20 protein-coding genes are annotated in these 16,459 nt (G+C 42.8%); all 20 read left to right on the forward strand.

Annotation, left to right across the window (positions count from 1 at the left end; all coding sequences use genetic code 11):
- The first annotated feature begins 2 nt into the window (after positions 1-2).
- On the forward strand, positions 3-779 hold the full coding sequence (locus OCV99_RS02595) for an SDR family NAD(P)-dependent oxidoreductase (RefSeq protein WP_158367864.1): 777 nt from the start codon (positions 3-5) through the stop codon (positions 777-779).
- Positions 780-795: 16 nt separating this feature from the next.
- On the forward strand, positions 796-1,371 hold the full coding sequence (locus tag OCV99_RS02600) for a hypothetical protein (protein WP_158367866.1): 576 nt from the start codon (positions 796-798) through the stop codon (positions 1,369-1,371).
- Between the two features lie 24 nt (positions 1,372-1,395).
- Positions 1,396-2,385, forward strand: a complete 990-nt coding sequence (locus OCV99_RS02605) for an RluA family pseudouridine synthase (protein WP_158367868.1) — start codon at positions 1,396-1,398, stop codon at positions 2,383-2,385.
- Positions 2,386-2,394: 9 nt separating this feature from the next.
- The gene (locus OCV99_RS02610) at positions 2,395-2,937 is read left to right on the forward strand and encodes a Holliday junction resolvase RecU (protein WP_158367869.1); all 543 of its coding nucleotides are present in this window, start codon (positions 2,395-2,397) and stop codon (positions 2,935-2,937) included.
- Positions 2,938-3,027: 90 nt separating this feature from the next.
- On the forward strand, positions 3,028-4,269 hold the full coding sequence (gene hisZ / locus OCV99_RS02615; RefSeq protein WP_158367871.1) for an ATP phosphoribosyltransferase regulatory subunit: 1,242 nt from the start codon (positions 3,028-3,030) through the stop codon (positions 4,267-4,269).
- A gap of 13 nt (positions 4,270-4,282) precedes the next feature.
- The gene (gene hisG, locus OCV99_RS02620) at positions 4,283-4,918 is read left to right on the forward strand and encodes an ATP phosphoribosyltransferase (RefSeq protein WP_158367873.1); all 636 of its coding nucleotides are present in this window, start codon (positions 4,283-4,285) and stop codon (positions 4,916-4,918) included.
- A gap of 12 nt (positions 4,919-4,930) precedes the next feature.
- Positions 4,931-6,223 (forward strand): histidinol dehydrogenase, encoded by a 1,293-nt coding sequence (gene hisD, locus OCV99_RS02625; RefSeq protein ID WP_158367875.1) that lies wholly within the window; start codon positions 4,931-4,933, stop codon positions 6,221-6,223.
- A 13-nt stretch (positions 6,224-6,236) separates the two neighbouring features.
- A complete protein-coding gene (gene hisB, locus OCV99_RS02630; RefSeq protein ID WP_158367877.1) occupies positions 6,237-6,824 on the forward strand; it encodes an imidazoleglycerol-phosphate dehydratase HisB in 588 nt (195 codons plus the stop codon).
- An 18-nt stretch (positions 6,825-6,842) separates the two neighbouring features.
- Positions 6,843-8,126 (forward strand): bifunctional phosphoribosyl-AMP cyclohydrolase/phosphoribosyl-ATP diphosphatase HisIE, encoded by a 1,284-nt coding sequence (hisIE, locus tag OCV99_RS02635; protein WP_158367880.1) that lies wholly within the window; start codon positions 6,843-6,845, stop codon positions 8,124-8,126.
- Positions 8,127-8,211: 85 nt separating this feature from the next.
- Positions 8,212-8,514, forward strand: coding sequence for a hypothetical protein (locus OCV99_RS02640; RefSeq protein ID WP_158367882.1), 303 nt, complete (start codon positions 8,212-8,214; stop codon positions 8,512-8,514).
- Between the two features lie 92 nt (positions 8,515-8,606).
- The gene (locus tag OCV99_RS02645) at positions 8,607-10,472 is read left to right on the forward strand and encodes a TIGR03960 family B12-binding radical SAM protein (RefSeq protein WP_158367884.1); all 1,866 of its coding nucleotides are present in this window, start codon (positions 8,607-8,609) and stop codon (positions 10,470-10,472) included.
- The gene (locus tag OCV99_RS02650) at positions 10,456-11,157 is read left to right on the forward strand and encodes a TIGR03936 family radical SAM-associated protein (RefSeq protein WP_158367886.1); all 702 of its coding nucleotides are present in this window, start codon (positions 10,456-10,458) and stop codon (positions 11,155-11,157) included. Before OCV99_RS02645 ends, OCV99_RS02650 begins: the two co-directional genes overlap by 17 nt.
- Before the next feature lie 81 nt (positions 11,158-11,238).
- Positions 11,239-11,721, forward strand: a complete 483-nt coding sequence (ybaK, locus tag OCV99_RS02655; RefSeq protein ID WP_158367889.1) for a Cys-tRNA(Pro) deacylase — start codon at positions 11,239-11,241, stop codon at positions 11,719-11,721.
- Between the two features lie 42 nt (positions 11,722-11,763).
- The gene (locus OCV99_RS02660) at positions 11,764-13,083 is read left to right on the forward strand and encodes an aspartate kinase (protein WP_158367891.1); all 1,320 of its coding nucleotides are present in this window, start codon (positions 11,764-11,766) and stop codon (positions 13,081-13,083) included.
- 37 nt (positions 13,084-13,120) lie between these two features.
- Positions 13,121-13,546 carry a CBS domain-containing protein gene (locus tag OCV99_RS02665; RefSeq protein WP_158367893.1) on the forward strand — a complete coding sequence of 142 codons (426 nt, stop codon included), beginning with the start codon at positions 13,121-13,123 and terminating at the stop codon, positions 13,544-13,546.
- Positions 13,539-14,348 (forward strand): amidohydrolase family protein, encoded by an 810-nt coding sequence (locus OCV99_RS02670; RefSeq protein ID WP_158367895.1) that lies wholly within the window; start codon positions 13,539-13,541, stop codon positions 14,346-14,348. The genes OCV99_RS02665 and OCV99_RS02670 overlap by 8 nt, the downstream gene beginning before the upstream one ends.
- Positions 14,349-14,350: 2 nt before the next feature.
- Positions 14,351-15,361, forward strand: a complete 1,011-nt coding sequence (gene asnA, locus OCV99_RS02675) for an aspartate--ammonia ligase (RefSeq protein ID WP_158367897.1) — start codon at positions 14,351-14,353, stop codon at positions 15,359-15,361.
- Between the two features lie 144 nt (positions 15,362-15,505).
- Complete coding sequence (gene rplU, locus OCV99_RS02680) at positions 15,506-15,814, forward strand: 50S ribosomal protein L21 (RefSeq protein ID WP_158367899.1); 309 nt, start codon at positions 15,506-15,508, stop codon at positions 15,812-15,814.
- 18 nt (positions 15,815-15,832) lie between these two features.
- The gene (locus tag OCV99_RS02685; protein ID WP_158367901.1) at positions 15,833-16,165 is read left to right on the forward strand and encodes a ribosomal-processing cysteine protease Prp; all 333 of its coding nucleotides are present in this window, start codon (positions 15,833-15,835) and stop codon (positions 16,163-16,165) included.
- A gap of 5 nt (positions 16,166-16,170) precedes the next feature.
- Positions 16,171-16,452 (forward strand): 50S ribosomal protein L27, encoded by a 282-nt coding sequence (gene rpmA / locus OCV99_RS02690; protein ID WP_158367903.1) that lies wholly within the window; start codon positions 16,171-16,173, stop codon positions 16,450-16,452.
- Positions 16,453-16,459 lie beyond the last annotated feature (7 nt).

The raw sequence follows: 16,459 nt of genomic DNA on the forward strand, positions 1-16,459 counted from the left end.
ATATGAGAATTGCAGTGATTACCGGAGCATCTTCAGGAATCGGCAGAGAATTTGTACGGCAGATTCCAAAGTGTTATAAGCGGCTGGATGAGATCTGGCTGGTTGCAAGAAGCACGGACAAGCTCAAAAAAATAAAAGAAGAGACAGAGGCCGCATTTCCTGTGTCCGTGCGTATTTTTGACGGAGATTTGCTGCGGGATTATATTTTTTACCGAATAAAAAAAGAGCTTGAGATACAAAAACCAGATATTCGTATGCTTGTGAACGGAGCAGGTTTTGGAAAAATCGGAATGACAGAAGATATTGCTGTGGATACGCAGACAGAAATGATCGACTTGAATTGTAAGGCGCTTACGAGAATGACCTGTCTGTGTCTTCCTTATTTGTCAAAAGGAAGCAGGGTATTAAATATTGCATCTGCCTCTGCATTTCTTCCGCAGCCGCAATTTGCCGTGTATGCTGCTTCTAAATCCTATGTTTTAAGCTTTTCCAGGGGGCTTTCCATGGAAACTGCCGCCCGCGGGATTGTTGTTACAGCAGTCTGTCCGGGACCGGTAGATACGCCGTTTTTTGAAGTGGCGGGCTCTGACAGCAGCAAAATGAAAAAAGCAGTAATGGTGCAGCCGGGGGCGGTTGTCAGGCAGGCGCTTTGGGATACAAGAAATGGCCGGGACATATCTGTCTTCGGTATGCCGATGAAAGGCGTGAAGCTGGCGACAAAAATACTGCCGGACAGAATTCTTCGCATCGCTATGATGCGTATCTTTAATACGAAGTAAGGGGAGTTAGCAGAAGATGAAGATTGAAAAAGGACAGCCGGGATATTTAAAAGCAGAGAGAAACAAATTACTGGCACAGACACTTATTGAATTTGTAATTGTAGTAGTCCTTCTTATTGTAGGATATGTACAGACCGGGACGAAGCTGAATTTATTTACATTAGTAGCAGTCCTGGGGTGCCTGCCGGCATCAAAGGTACTGGTAGAGCTAATTACGATTTTCCCATATAAAACAATCGACGCCGATAAAGCAGCTGAAATAAAAGAAAAGACACCGCTTCTTACAACGGCTTACGATATGGTGCTTACCAGCCGTGAGAAAATCATGCCCGTCGATGCTATTGTTATTTCAGGCGGAACTATCTGTGGATATTCAAAAAGTAAAAAAGTCAAACCAGAGGAAACTGCCTCTTATATCAAAAAAATGCTGCAGGAAAACCGGTTTGATAAGGTGACTGTAAAAATCTTCCCGGATTATGTTGCGTTTTTGTCCCGTGCGGAAGGAATGAACAGTATTGCAGAGATAGAGCGGGAGGATACCAGAAAAAAAGAGAAAAAAATCAGAAAAATCATTTTGAGTCTTTCCATGTAAGTGAAAGACTAAGGGAGAGTCTTTATGCAAGAGATTACGATTGAGACAAATGAAGCGGGGCAGCGTCTTGACAAGTTCCTTGGCAAATACCTGAATGAGGCTCCTAAAAGTTTTTATTATAAAATGCTTAGAAAGAAAAATATTGTTTTGAATGATAAAAAGGCTTCCGGTAATGAAAGGCTGTCAGTAGGGGATTCAGTGAAATTCTACCTTTCGGATGAGACGATTGAAAAATTTTCCAGTCTCCGTATTCCCAGGGCAGCGTCCAAACTAGATATTATTTATGAAGATGAACACGTTCTGCTGATTAACAAACCTGCAGGAATGCTTTCTCAAAAAGCAAGGAGGGAAGATGTCTCCCTGGTGGAACATCTGGAGAGCTATCTCCTTTCTACCGGAGCTTTGTCCCGGGAGTCTCTGCGGGCATTTCATCCTTCCATCTGCAACCGCCTGGATAGGAATACCAGCGGGATTGTGGCAGCCGGGAAGACACTTTCCGGGCTGCAGGAGATGGGAGAATTATTTAAAACCAGAAGTTTAAAAAAATATTACTGGTGCCTGGTAAAAGGCATAGTGAAGAGAGAACGGCATATCAAAGGATATCTTCTCAAGGACAGCATAACGAATAAAGTTACCATTTCTCCCAAAAACACAAAGGATTCTCTGGCAATAGAAACAGAATATAAACCCATTGCCCGGGGAGACGGCGTGACACTCCTGGAGGTTCACCTTATTACCGGACGGACTCATCAGATCCGTGCCCACCTTGCATCTATCCATCATCCGATTGTAGGGGATTTTAAATACGGTGAAGCAGAGATAAACCAGGTGTATCTTAGGAAATATGGTGTGAGGTCACAGCTTCTTCATGCACGTCGTATGGAGTTTCCCGAACTGACTGGGGTTCTTGGCGGGCTTTCCAACAGAATATTTACAGCGGCGCTTCCGGAAGGTTTTTATCAGATACTTAAAAAGGAAGGCTGTCTTTTGGATGATAGCGGACTGCAGGAATAGGAGAATTACATGGCTACATGGAACTCAAGAGGTTTAAGAGGCTCTACTTTAGAAGATATGGTAAATCGGACGAATGAACGGTATTTGGAAAAAGGACTTGCGCTTATCCAAAAGATACCGACACCGATTACGCCGGTTCGCATGGATAAAGAGCACCGGCATATTACTCTTGCGTATTTTGAACAGCGCAGTACGGTGGATTATATCGGGGCGGTACAGGGGATTCCCGTCTGTTTTGATGCAAAAGAATGTAAAGTGGAAACTTTCCCATTGCAAAATGTTCATGAACATCAAATAGTCTTTATGGAAAATTTTGAGAAGCAGGGAGGAGTTTCTTTCATGCTGATTTATTACAGCGTCAGGAATTTGGCGTATTATATGCGTTTTGAAGAGGTAAGATATTTTTGGAACCGTGCGGCATCAGGAGGGCGAAAAAGTATTCGTTTTGAAGAATTGAACCCACTGTATTTCCTTGAATTAAAGCAAGGCGGCTTCCTCCCTTATCTTGACGCCATGCAGATAGATCTTGAAATGAGAGAGGACGGAGCATAACTGTTCCGTCAGGAACTTGACAACATATGGGAAAATGCGTATAATTGCAAAAGAGTTTAGCGTATTAGCACGATGAAGTATGGAGGGTATATGGAAAAATTATTACATACACCGGAAGGAGTCCGGGATATTTATAATATGGAATGCAGAAAGAAGCTTGCGCTGGAGGAACAATTGCATAAGATCCTTCGTCTGCATGGCTATCACGACATACAGACGCCTACATTTGAATTTTTTGATGTATTCCGCAAAGAAATCGGGACTATCCCGTCAAAAGAATTATACAAATTTTTCGATAAAGAAGGAAATACGCTTGTTCTCAGACCGGATATTACGCCATCCATTGCAAGGGCGGCCGCTACTTTATTTGAAGGAGAATCTCTTCCGATCCGGCTGTGCTATAATGGAAGTACGTTTATTAACCATTCCAGTTATCAGGGGCGAATGAAAGAGAGTACACAATTAGGTGCAGAATTGATTGGTACGAATTGTGTGGAAGCAGATGCCGAGATGCTTGCTATGGTTGTTAGTTGTTTAACGAAGGCAGGCTTAGAGGATTTTCAGCTTAATGTAGGAAATGTAGATTTTTTCCAGAGCCTGATTGAGGATGCGGCTCTTGATGAAGATGCAGAAGAAAGGGTTCGTGAACTGATTAATAACAGAAATTATTTCGGTGTAGAAGAATTTCTGGAAAGTATCCGGGTGCGTCAGAGTGCGAAGGAAGCATTTGCGGCGCTCTCTGAACTTTATGGCGGCGTGGAAATCCTGGAGAGAGCGAAAGCAATTGCTCCCAACGCTAAGGCGGCTGCTGCAGTTTGCCGCTTAGAAGCAATTTACGAAGTGCTGAAATTATATGGCGTAGAGAAATATATCAATTTTGATTTCAGTATGAGCGGTATCTATGGCTATTATACCGGAATTATTTTCAGAGGTTATACGTTTGGTACGGGCGATGCGGTAGTAAAAGGCGGAAGATATGATCATTTGCTGGAAAAATTCGGCAAACATTCTCCATCCATAGGATTTGCCATTGTTGTAGATGAATTGATGAACGCCCTTACAAGGCAGAAGATAGAGATTCAGTGTTCTGGTGAAAATACCATTCTTCTCTATGATGCGGCAAAACAAAAAGACGCTATCGAAAAGGCCGGAGAATTTCGAAGCAAAGACATTAGTACAGAGCTGGTAAAACGTGATCCAGACAGACCGCTGGCGGACTATATAGAATATGGCAGAAAATACTATGCTGAGACCATGCTGTATCTGGAAGAAGACGGACGGCTGACAGTCGTGGATCTTTTAAATAACAAACAAAAAATAATGAATCCATAGAGGTGGACATAACATGAGATATCTGACATTTGCCCTTGGAAAAGGGCGCCTGGCAAATCAGACACTGGAGCTTTTTGAAAAAGTTGGAATTACCTGCGAAGAGATGAAGGATAAAGATTCCAGAAAACTGATTTTTGTTAATGAAGAATTGAAACTCCGCTTCTTTCTATCCAAAGGACCGGATGTTCCTACCTATGTAGAATATGGGGCTGCCGATATCGGAGTCGTAGGGAGAGATACCATCCTGGAAGAAAGAAGAAAGGTACATGAAGTACTTGACCTTGGCTATGGGAAATGCAGAATGTGCGTCTGCGGGCCTGGGGAGGCAGCACCGCTTCTTATGCATCATGAATTGATTCGTGTGGCAACCAAATATCCCAATATTGCGAAAGATTATTTCTATAATAAAAAGCATCAGACGGTGGAAATCATCAAGTTAAACGGCTCCATTGAGCTTGCGCCGATTGTGGGGCTGTCAGAAGTAATTGTCGATATTGTAGAGACAGGTTCCACTTTAAGAGAGAATGGACTTACTATACTGGAAGAAGTGTGCCCCTTATCTGCAAGAATGATTGTAAATCCAGTCAGTATGCGGATGGAAAGCGATCGCATTAAGAATCTGATTACGAAGCTGCGCACAGTAATATAGGAGATGATGAGAATGAGAATACAGAAATTAGACAGAAACAGCCGACAAAATCTGTTAGAAGATCTGCTGAAGAGAAGTCCCAATAATTATGGGCAATATGAACAGGGAGTTGCAGAGATTCTTGCCCGTGTAAAAGAAGAAGGAGATGCGGCAGTATTTGCGTACACCCAAAAATTCGATCATGCTCTGATTCATTCAGGCAATGTACAGGTAACGGAAGCAGAAATAAAAGAGGCTTATAACCAGGTAGATGACTCTTTCGTCGGGATTATCGGAAAAGCTTTGCATAATATCAGGAATTATCATGAAAAGCAGCGTAGGTACAGCTGGTTTGACAGTAAGCCGGATGGAACAATATTGGGTCAGAAAATAACACCGCTCCAGAGAGTCGGAGTCTATGTTCCGGGAGGGAAAGCGGCATACCCCTCTTCTGTCCTTATGAATATTGTCCCGGCGCAGGTGGCAGGTGTAGAGGAAATTATTATGGTAACACCACCCGGAAAAGACGGAAAGGTTAATCCCAATACTCTGGTTGCTGCCCATGAAGCAGGGGCAACAGCAATCTATAAAGTGGGCGGGGCGCAGGCGGTAGGAGCGCTTGCCTATGGAACAGAGTCTATTCCAAAAGTGGATAAAATCGTAGGACCGGGTAATATCTATGTGGCATTGGCTAAAAAAGCCGTATACGGTCATGTAAGCATCGATGCCATTGCGGGGCCAAGTGAGATTCTTGTTGTAGCTGATGAGACTGCGAACCCCAGATATGTAGCAGCAGATCTTTTGTCTCAGGCAGAACATGACGAACTTGCTTCTGCCATTTTGGTTACCACAAGCAGCGAACTTGCCATAAAGGTTTCTGAACAGGTGGATACATTTGTGAGAGAACTTTCCCGCGGGGAAATTATTCAAAAATCTCTGGATAATTATGGATATATTTTGGTTGCAGATACGATGGACGAAGTGATAGAAATTGCAAATGATATTGCTTCTGAACATTTGGAGATTATGACGAAAGATCCGTATAATGTAATGACAAAAATCCGTAATGCAGGTGCAATTTTTATCGGTGAATATGCAAGTGAACCTTTGGGAGATTATTTTGCAGGACCGAATCATGTGCTTCCCACCAACGGAACGGCAAGATTCTTTTCACCGCTTTCTGTTGATGACTTTATTAAAAAATCAAGTATCATCGGCTATTCAAAAGAAGCGCTTGCACTGATTCATGAAGATATAGAGGCCTTTGCAGAAGCAGAACAGCTTACTGCCCATGCAAATTCTATAAGAGTCCGTTTTGAAGAATAGGGGGAGCTTCCACATGGAGAGGACAGCAACATGTAAAAGAAAAACAAAAGAAACCGATATCACCGTCACCATTAATCTGGACGGGCAGGGAAGAAATGATATCCATACAGGAATCGGATTTTTTGATCATATGCTGGATGGATTCGCACGTCACGGATTGTTTGACCTTACGGTAAGAGCAGAGGGAGATATCCACGTAGACTGCCATCATACAGTTGAAGATGTGGGAATTGTACTGGGAACGGCTATTTTAAAGGCTGTGGGAGATAAAGCAGGTATCAAGCGGTATGGAAGTTTTCTTCTGCCTATGGATGAATCCTTGGTGCTTTGCGCGGTGGATCTGTCAGGACGTCCTTACTTGAACTATGACGCTTCGTTCCCCACAGAACGGATAGGAACCCTTGACACGGAAATGATCCGTGAATTTTTCTATGCAGTTTCATATACAGCCATGATGAATCTGCATCTTAAGATCCTGGATGGCAAAAACAGTCATCATATGGCTGAAGCAATGTTTAAAGGATTTGGAAAAGCGCTTGACATGGCCACCATGGATGAGCCTCGCATGAAAGAGGCGTGGACTACAAAAGGCGCACTGTAAAGAGGAGAAGTTTTCAAAATGAGTTACAAGAAATTAATACCATGTATTTTTATTGATTCTGGTAAGGCGGTGAAGTGGTTTGATGACAGAACTGTGCTATCAGAAGACGTTGTGGGGCTTGCAAAATATTACAGCGACCATGGGGCAGATGAATTGATTGTTCTGGATCTGTCAGATTCTGATGAAGAACATGATGAAGCAATTAATCTGATGAAGAAGATTAACCGTGTGATTCGGATCCCAATGGTTGCCGGCGGGAATATCAGGCGGCAGGAAGACGTAAAGAAAATTCTATACGCCGGTGCTAAAAGGGCTATGCTGAATTTTTCCAAGACAGACAGCCTGAAATTAATTGAAGACGCGGCCAAAAGATTCGGCAAAGAGAAAATAGCTGTTTCATTGAACGATTTTGATGCGTTATTTAAACAGCAGCACCTGATTCAGGATTATAGCAGCGAAATTGTTTTCATGCATCGCCTGGATTTGGATTCTGTTATGAATATTACGGAAATTCCTTGTGTAATTATTACGGATACTATGGAAGAACCGGAGCTTTTTAAAATACTTAAGTGTCCCGGAGTCAAGGGACTTTCCGGAAAATTCGTAAGCCAGACGGATATGGATTTTGTTGCTTTTAAAAATAAATGTGAACAAGAAGAAATCAAAATGACATCTTTTGAAACGATGATGGAATTCTCGGAATTTAAGACAAATGCGGACGGACTTCTTCCTGTTGTTGTACAGCATTATAAAACACAGGAAGTTCTTATGGTTGCCTACATGAATGAAGAGGCTTTCTATATGACGGTGAAGACAGGAAAGATGACCTATTTCAGCAGAAGCAGACAGAGCCTGTGGGTAAAAGGAGAGACCAGCGGGCATTTCCAGTACGTAAAATCTCTTACCATTGACTGTGATAAAGATACGCTGCTTGCCAAGGTGGATCAGGTGGGAGTGGCCTGCCATACGGGAAATCCGACCTGCTTCTTCCAGCCGATTGTGGGAACAGACTATGATGAGACGAACCCCCTGCAGGTATTTGAAAGTGTTTACGCTACGATCCAGAACCGGCGCGAACATCCTAAGGAGGGCTCCTATACGAACTATCTGTTTGACAAGGGGATTGATAAAATCCTGAAAAAGGTAGGCGAGGAAGCGACAGAGATTATTATCGCTGCTAAGAACCCCAATCCTGAAGAAATTAAATATGAAATGGCAGATTTTCTCTATCATGCAATGGTATTGATGGTAGAGCGGGGGATAAGCTGGGATGACATCGTCCGGGAATTGGCCGACAGATAAGACCGAATTCGGAATGAAAGCGCCCTTTTCTGCGTATACTGGATGATAGAGACGTTCATATGTAAATGTGAAAAGGGGCAATTTTATGAATGATTCGGAAAAGCGCAGAAAACAGCTTCTTAACCAGACGAAAAATTTGTATTCCGATTATCGGACACCACCTGCCGTACATCCAAGATATGCTAATACATATGCCAGCCTGTACAGGGAAGCTGATGGGGAAGATGAAGTTCCCGGGACCCTGGGGCTTAGGATACTGCTTTGCGTTCTGCTTTTTGCAGCATTTGTCACCTTAGATTACCAGGGAGAAAAAATTGCTGATGTAAGCAGCAGCCAGATTGTTGATGTGATTGAAACGGATTATGCGGGAATTGACAGTGTTTTGTAAAATTGTTATAATGGAAAACAGATTAGGAGGCGTTGATTTTACTTTAATCAACGCTTCCTGTATGTACAATTGGTCTGTAATGAGGTAAATACATGAGAAAATTAGCATTAAGTGACGAAATATTATTAAAAATAGAGAAACCGGCCCGCTATATAGGCAATGAAGTAAATAGTGTAATCAAAGACAAAAGCAAAGTGGATATTCGTTTTGTCATGTGCTTTCCAGACGTGTATGAGATAGGAATGTCACATTTAGGCATTCAGATTCTCTATGATATGTTTAACCGCCGCGAGGATGTCTGGTGTGAGCGGGTATACTCTCCATGGATAGATTTAGATAAAATTATGCGGGAAGAGAAGCTTCCTCTATTTGCACTGGAATCCCAAGATCCAATAAAAGAATTTGATTTTCTCGGCATTACCATTCAGTATGAGATGTGTTATACGAATATTCTGCAGATATTGGATCTTAGCGGAATGGCTCTGAAAGCATGTGAAAGAAAAGAAGAGGACCCGATTGTAATCGGAGGCGGACCTTGTACGTATAATCCGGAACCGTTGGCAGAATTTTTTGATCTGTTTTATATCGGAGAAGGTGAAACAGTATATGACGAGCTTCTTGATACCTATAAAGAGAACCGAAAAGCCGGAGGCACAAAGAAAGATTTCCTTGAGAAAGCGGCTGGTATAGAAGGAATTTATGTTCCGTCTTTGTATACTGTAACTTATAAAGAGGACGGAACTATTGATACATTTGCACCAAGCAGCTCTCATGCCCCGGCAGTAATTAAGAAACAGGTAGTTATGGATGTGACAGATACGTACTATCCGGAATCTCCGGTTGTTCCCTTTATCAAAGCAACCCAGGACAGGGTGGTTTTGGAGATACAAAGAGGCTGTATCCGGGGATGCCGGTTTTGTCAGGCGGGGATGATTTACCGTCCCACCAGAGAACGCAATGTAGAAAAATTGAAAGCGTATGCCCGAAACATGCTGAAAAGCACCGGACACGAAGAAATCTCGTTAAGTTCTTTAAGTTCCAGTGATTACAGCCAATTAGAAGAACTGGTAACATTTTTGATTGAAGAATTTAAAGAAAAAGGGATTAATATTTCTCTTCCTTCTCTCAGAATCGATGCCTTTTCCCTTGATGTAATGGGAAAGGTCCAGGATATCCGGAAAAGCAGTTTGACTTTTGCGCCGGAGGCAGGGTCTCAGCGAATGCGGAACGTGATTAATAAAGGTTTAACAGAAGAGGATATCATCAATGGCGCCGGACAGGCATTTGAGGGCGGATGGTCTAAGGTTAAGCTGTATTTTATGCTCGGGCTTCCTACGGAGACGAAAGAAGATATGAAAGAAATAGCGGTTCTTGCTGACAAAGTAGCCCGGCGTTACTACGAGATTCCCAAGGAACAGCGGAATGGGAAGTGCCAGATTACGGCAAGTTCTTCCTTCTTTATTCCTAAGCCGTTTACTCCCTTCCAGTGGGCGAGGATGTATACAAACGAAGAATACATTGCAAGAGCTGCCATTGTAAAGCATGCGTTTCAAGATCAGCTTAACCGCAAGAGTCTGAAATATAACTGGCATGATGCGGAGGTTACCGTATTAGAAGGCGTATTTGCCCGGGGCGACAGAAGAACAGGAAAGGTGATCGAGGAAGCTTACCGTTTGGGATGTCTTTACGATTCCTGGACGGAAACCTTTGACAATGATAAATGGATGCAGGCTTTTGAAAATACAGGTATTGATATAGGTTTCTACAATCTCCGGGAACGCTCCCTGGATGAAAAATTCCCCTGGGACTTCATTGATACAGGTGTAACGAAAGAATTTCTGATACAAGAATGGAAGCGCGCCATGAACGGAGAGGTAACGCCTAACTGCCGACAGCGATGTTCCGGCTGCGGTGTAGCAAAATGGAAGGGAGGCGTCTGTGTTGAAAGTAAGAATTAAGTTCCGCAAATATGGAGTCATGAAATTTATCGGACATCTGGATGTAATGCGTTTTTTCCAGAAAGTAATGCGGCGGGCAGATATCCCGATTGCCTTTACTTCAGGCTATAGCCCCCATATGATTATGTCTTTTGCACAGCCTCTTGGGCTTGGAGTTACAAGCGACGCAGAATATCTGGACATTGAGCTTACAAGGCCGATTTCTTCGGAAGATGCGGTTTCACAGATGAATGCCGTTATGGTAGAAGGAATAGAAATTGTCAGTTTTTTGCAGATTCCAGATGAGAAAAAGAGCAGCGGTATGACAATTGTTGCTGCTGCCGATTATCTGGTAACATCCAAATCAGAGGCATTTCCTGACGGATGGGAAGAGCTGGCCATACAATTTATGGATATGCCGCAGATGATTGTACGGAAAAAAACCAAGCGAAGTGAAAAAGAAGTAGACATTAAGCCGATGATTTATGATTTCCATTGGGAGAACGGGAAATTCTTTCTGCATCTGGCTGCCGGAAGCGAACAAAATCTGAAGCCAGAGCTTGTGATGGAAGCATTCTTGGCATTTGCAGGCGCTGATGCTGCGGAATATCCACTGCATTATCACCGCTTGGAAGTATATGCAAAGAAACCGGATGGCACGGGGTTCTGTTCTCTTGAGTCACTGGGAACGGAAATATTTCTATAACTGAAACTTTGACAGTTTAATTCGATAAAGGCTTGACAATTACAGCAGAGAAGGTATTATAGTAGACTAGAGGTGACTTTGATGGGAAAAAAAGAGATAAAAACCAACGCGATGAGAATCCTTGACCGCAATCAAATAAAGTATTCTTATCAGACCTATGTATGTGAAGAATTTACAGATGGAATACAGGTTGCCGATATGCTTGGTCTGGAGCACCGGCTTGTCTATAAGACATTGGTGACAACCGGAAAGACCGGAGAGCATTATGTATTCGTTATCCCAATTGAAGCGGAGATTGATTTTAAGAAGGCGGCAAGGGCGGTGGGTGAGAAGTCTCTGGAGATGCTGCATTTAAAGGATCTGACGAAGGTGACAGGCTATGTCCGAGGCGGATGTACGGCAATCGGGATGAAAAAGCAGTTCCCGACAGTGATCCAGGAGGATGCCAAAGAGCTTGAGAAAATCTATGTAAGCGGTGGAAAGCTTGGCATGCAGATTGAGCTGTCTCCATCTGACCTACAGAAGGTGTCCCATGCAGTTTTTGAAGATGTCATCCATCAATAAGAGTAAAATGTAAACAAAAGAAATAAACGGAGGGTTACTGGAATGATAAAAGTAGTAAAATTTGGTGGAAGTTCACTGGCAAGTGCGGAGCAGTTTAAAAAAGTCGGAAGAATCATCCGGCAGGAGGAATCAAGGAGATATGTAATTCCATCAGCACCGGGGAAACGCACATCAAACGATACGAAAGTAACCGATATGTTATATAGCTGTTACTGCCTGGCTATTCAGGAGGAGGAATTTGAAGAACAGCTTGAAGGCATCAAAGCCCGTTATAAGGAAATCATTGACGGTCTTAAGCTTCATCTGAACCTGGATGAAGAATTTAAGATTATCCGTGAGAATTTCAGTAAGAAGATCGGAAGAGACTATGCTGCTTCTAGAGGAGAATACTTAAACGGTATCGTCATGGCAAATTATCTTGGCTATGAATTTATTGACGCAGCGGAAGTAATCTTTTTTGATGAAAATGGCAATTTTGATTCAGAAAAAACAGATACGATTCTTTCAGAGCGGCTTTCCGGTACCGCCAAAGCTGTAATTCCCGGATTCTACGGAAGTAAGCCTGACGGCAAGATTAAGACATTTTCACGGGGAGGGTCTGATATTACAGGCTCTATCGTAGCAAAAGCCGTACATGCAGATATCTATGAAAACTGGACAGATGTATCTGGTTTTCTGATTGCAGATCCGAGAGTGGTGAAGAATCCAAAATCTATTGATGTGATTACATATCGGGAGTTGCGGGAGCTTTCTTATATGGGAGCAACTGTTCTTCATGAAGATGCAATCTTCCCTGTAAGAAAGGAAGGCATCCCCATCAACATCCGCAATACGAATGCACCGGAGCATAAGGGTACCTTAATCGTAGAGGGAACCTGCAGAAAGCCCCGTTTTGTAATTACGGGTATTGCCGGGAAGAAGGATTTCGCATCGATTACCGTAGAAAAAGATATGATGAATTCAGAAGTGGGATTCTGTCGGAAAGTGCTTCAGGTATTTGAAGATAATCAGATTTCCATTGAACATATGCCCTCCGGCATTGATACGATGACAATCTTCGTCCATCAGGATGAATTTGAAGAAAAAGAGCAGAAAGTACTGGCGGGCATCCACCGAGCGGTAAATCCGGATTTTCTGGAATTAGAATCGGATCTTGCGCTGATAGCCGTTGTGGGGCGCGGTATGCGGGCTACCAGAGGTACTTCAGGACGCATTTTTTCTGCACTTGCTCATAGCAATGTAAATGTCAAGATGATTGATCAGGGTTCCAGCGAGCTGAACATTATTATCGGTGTAAGGAACCATGACTTCAATGCTGCTATCACAGCTATTTATGATATTTTTGTCACAACGCAGATTTAATCTATCATTATGAATCGGATGGGAGGTTCATAAGAAGATGAAAAACATATTGTTTTTTCTAAAACCTAAGGCGGAGCTTGCATACATATATGATTACCACACGGTCAGGCAGGCTTTGGAAATTATGGAATACCATAAGTATTCTTCGGTTCCGATTTTGAGTAAAGATGGAAAATATGTCGGCTCCATCACAGAGGGGGATCTTCTGTGGGGACTGAAAAAACTGAAGACGATTGATGTCAAGAAAACAGAATCCATCAGTGTCATGAAAATTGAAAGACGCCTGGATTACCAGTGTGTCAGCGCTGAATCGAACATGGAGGATTTGATTGACCGCGCTATGGAACAGAATTTTGTTCCGGTTATTGACGATCAGAAGAATTTTATTGGTATTATTACACGTAAAGATATTATAGGATATTGTTACAATCAGATAAAAAAGCAGGAGGAACACCATGATTGATTTTCATACACATATGTTCCCGGAAAAGATAGCGGCGAAAACGCTTGCTTTTCTGGCAGAAAGATGTCAGACGGAACCGGCTACTAATGGGATGGCCGATGGTCTTCTTGCTTCTACGGAAGAGGCAGGCCTGGATTGTTCGGTGGTGCTGCCGGTGGTGACAAAGCCTTCTCAGTTTGATTCAATCAATCGCTTTGCCTCCCGATTTCAGGAAGGAAAGCTTCTGTCATTCGGCGGAATCCATCCTGATAGTGAAGATTACAAAGGACAGTTAAAGATACTGAAGGAATTTGGCTTTAAAGGGATTAAGTTACATCCGGATTATCAGGGAGTCTATATTGATGATATCCGTTATAAAAGGATTCTTTCTTATGCGACAGAGCTGGGACTGATTATCAGCGTCCATGCCGGATATGACCCCGGATACCCGGAGTGCACGCACTGTACTCCAAAGCGGGTTTATGAGATGTTCCGTGAAGTACAGCCGGAGAAGCTGGTCCTTGCGCACATGGGAGGGTTCCTTCGCTGGGATGAGGTAGAAACGTACCTGACAGGACTTCCCGTATGGTTTGATACGGCGGTTGTTTTTGGAAAAATCTCAGACGAGCAATTTATACGGATTGCCAGAAAGCATGGAACAGACAGAATTTTGTTTGCAACAGATTCCCCATGGGCGGGGCAGAAAGAATTTGTAGAACATTTAAAGGGACTTCCACTTACGGAAGGCGAGAAACAGGCAATTTTTCATGGTAATGCAGAAAAACTGCTGGGAATGAAAATTGGTGAAAAAGGAGTAATATAGATATGGGAGAAGTATTGATACCTGAAGGCTACCGGTCGCCGCTCACGATCCGCGAAACAGAGGTGGCAATTAAAGAAGTAAAAGATCATTTTGAAAGAGCTCTTGCGAAATCACTACATTTGACCCGCGTATCTGCCCCTCTGTTTGTGAAACCTCAGACAGGGTTGAATGATAATCTAAATGGAGTGGAGAGACCGGTTTCATTCGGGATAAAAGAGCAGAATGACGATATGGCAGAAATAGTACATTCTCTGGCAAAATGGAAAAGATATGCATTAAAACGGTATGCTTTTCATTCAGGCGAGGGATTATATACAGACATGAGTGCTATCCGTCGGGACGAAGATACAGACAATATTCATTCCATATATGTAGATCAGTGGGACTGGGAGAAGGTAATCTCCAGAGAAGAAAGAAACACAGAGACACTGCAGTATACCGTCAGAAAGGTGTATGCCGCTCTGAAAGATACGGAAGACTTTATGTCCCGCCGTTACAATTACATAGAACCTCTGCTTCCGGAGGAAATTACATTCATTACTTCCCAGGAGTTGGAAGATATGTATCCGGGTATGGATGCCAAAGAGAGGGAATATCAGATTGTAAGAAATAAAGGAGCTGTGTTTATTTCACAGATTGGCAAGATATTAGCTTCCGGGGAAAAACACGACGGGCGTGCCCCGGATTATGATGACTGGGAGTTAAACGGAGATATTGTTGTATATTATCCTGTGCTTGATATTGCGTTGGAACTTTCTTCTATGGGAATCCGTGTAGACGAGGAATCCCTGAAGCGTCAGCTTGCTTTGGCAGGATGTGAAGAAAGGGCAGAATTGGAATTTCAGAAAGCGTTGCTTGCCGGAGAACTTCCCTGTACCATCGGCGGTGGAATCGGACAGTCCAGAATTTGTATGTATTATTTGAGAAAAGCCCATATCGGCGAAGTACAGTCCTCCATATGGCCGGAAGATACTATTCAAAAGACAGAAGAAAAAGGGGTTCATTTGTTGTAATTCTCTTGATTTTTTATGATAAATCTATTGATTTTATAAAATATTTATGTTATTATACTACAGTATGCCGCACAATGAGGTTCCTAAAATCCATCTGTTTGATGGATACCATAATTGGCGAGTAATGATAATAGGAGGTGCCATATGTACGCGATTATAGCAACAGGTGGTAAACAGTACAAAGTAGCCGAAGGCGATATCATTAGAGTAGAGAAGCTTGGTGTAGAAGCCGGAGAGACTTATACATTTGACCAGGTGCTTGCAGTAAGCGACAACGAGTTAAAGGTTGGAAATCCTACCGTAGCGGGAGCAACCGTTGAGGCTTCTGTTGTAGAGAACGGAAAAGCCAGAAAAGTTATCGTTTACAAGTATAAGAGAAAGACTGGATACCATAAGAAAAATGGACACAGACAGCAGTACACAGCAGTTAAGATTGAAAAAATCAATGCTTAGTATTGAGGATGTCCAGAGATGATTCAGGTAACGGTTTATCGTAATAGTAAGCAAAAGTGTGAAGGCTTCGTTGCCAGAGGGCATGCCGGTTACAGCGAGGAAGGTCAGGATATTGTGTGTGCCGCAGCATCTGTATTGATTATGAATACAGTGAATGCTGTTGAGAAGTATACCGATGACCGTTTTTCAGTTGTGTCGGATGATGAAGAGGGTCTGATTGATTTCAAATTGAAGGACAGACCATCTGCCGAAGCCGCATTGTTGTTGGATGCCATGATTCTTGGTCTTCGAGATATGGCAGATGACGAAAACTATGCAAAATATATTCAGTTAACATTTGAGGAGGTGTAACGACCATGATGAAATTAAACCTTCAATTTTTCGCTCATAAAAAGGGAGTTGGTTCTACAAAGAACGGACGTGACTCTGAATCTAAGAGATTAGGAGCTAAGAGAGCAGACGGACAGTTTGTAAAAGCCGGTAATATCCTTTACAGACAGCGTGGAACAAAGATTCACCCAGGGCTTAATGTAGGCCGCGGTGGTGACGATACATTGTTCGCTTTGGTTGATGGTGTTGTTAGATTTGAAAGAAAAGGAAGAGATAAGAAACAGGTTTCTATCTATCCGGTAGCTTAGTTAGATG

It is taken from the genome of Dorea acetigenes, from assembly GCF_025567385.1.
GTDB classification, from domain to species: domain Bacteria; phylum Bacillota; class Clostridia; order Lachnospirales; family Lachnospiraceae; genus Claveliimonas; species Claveliimonas acetigenes.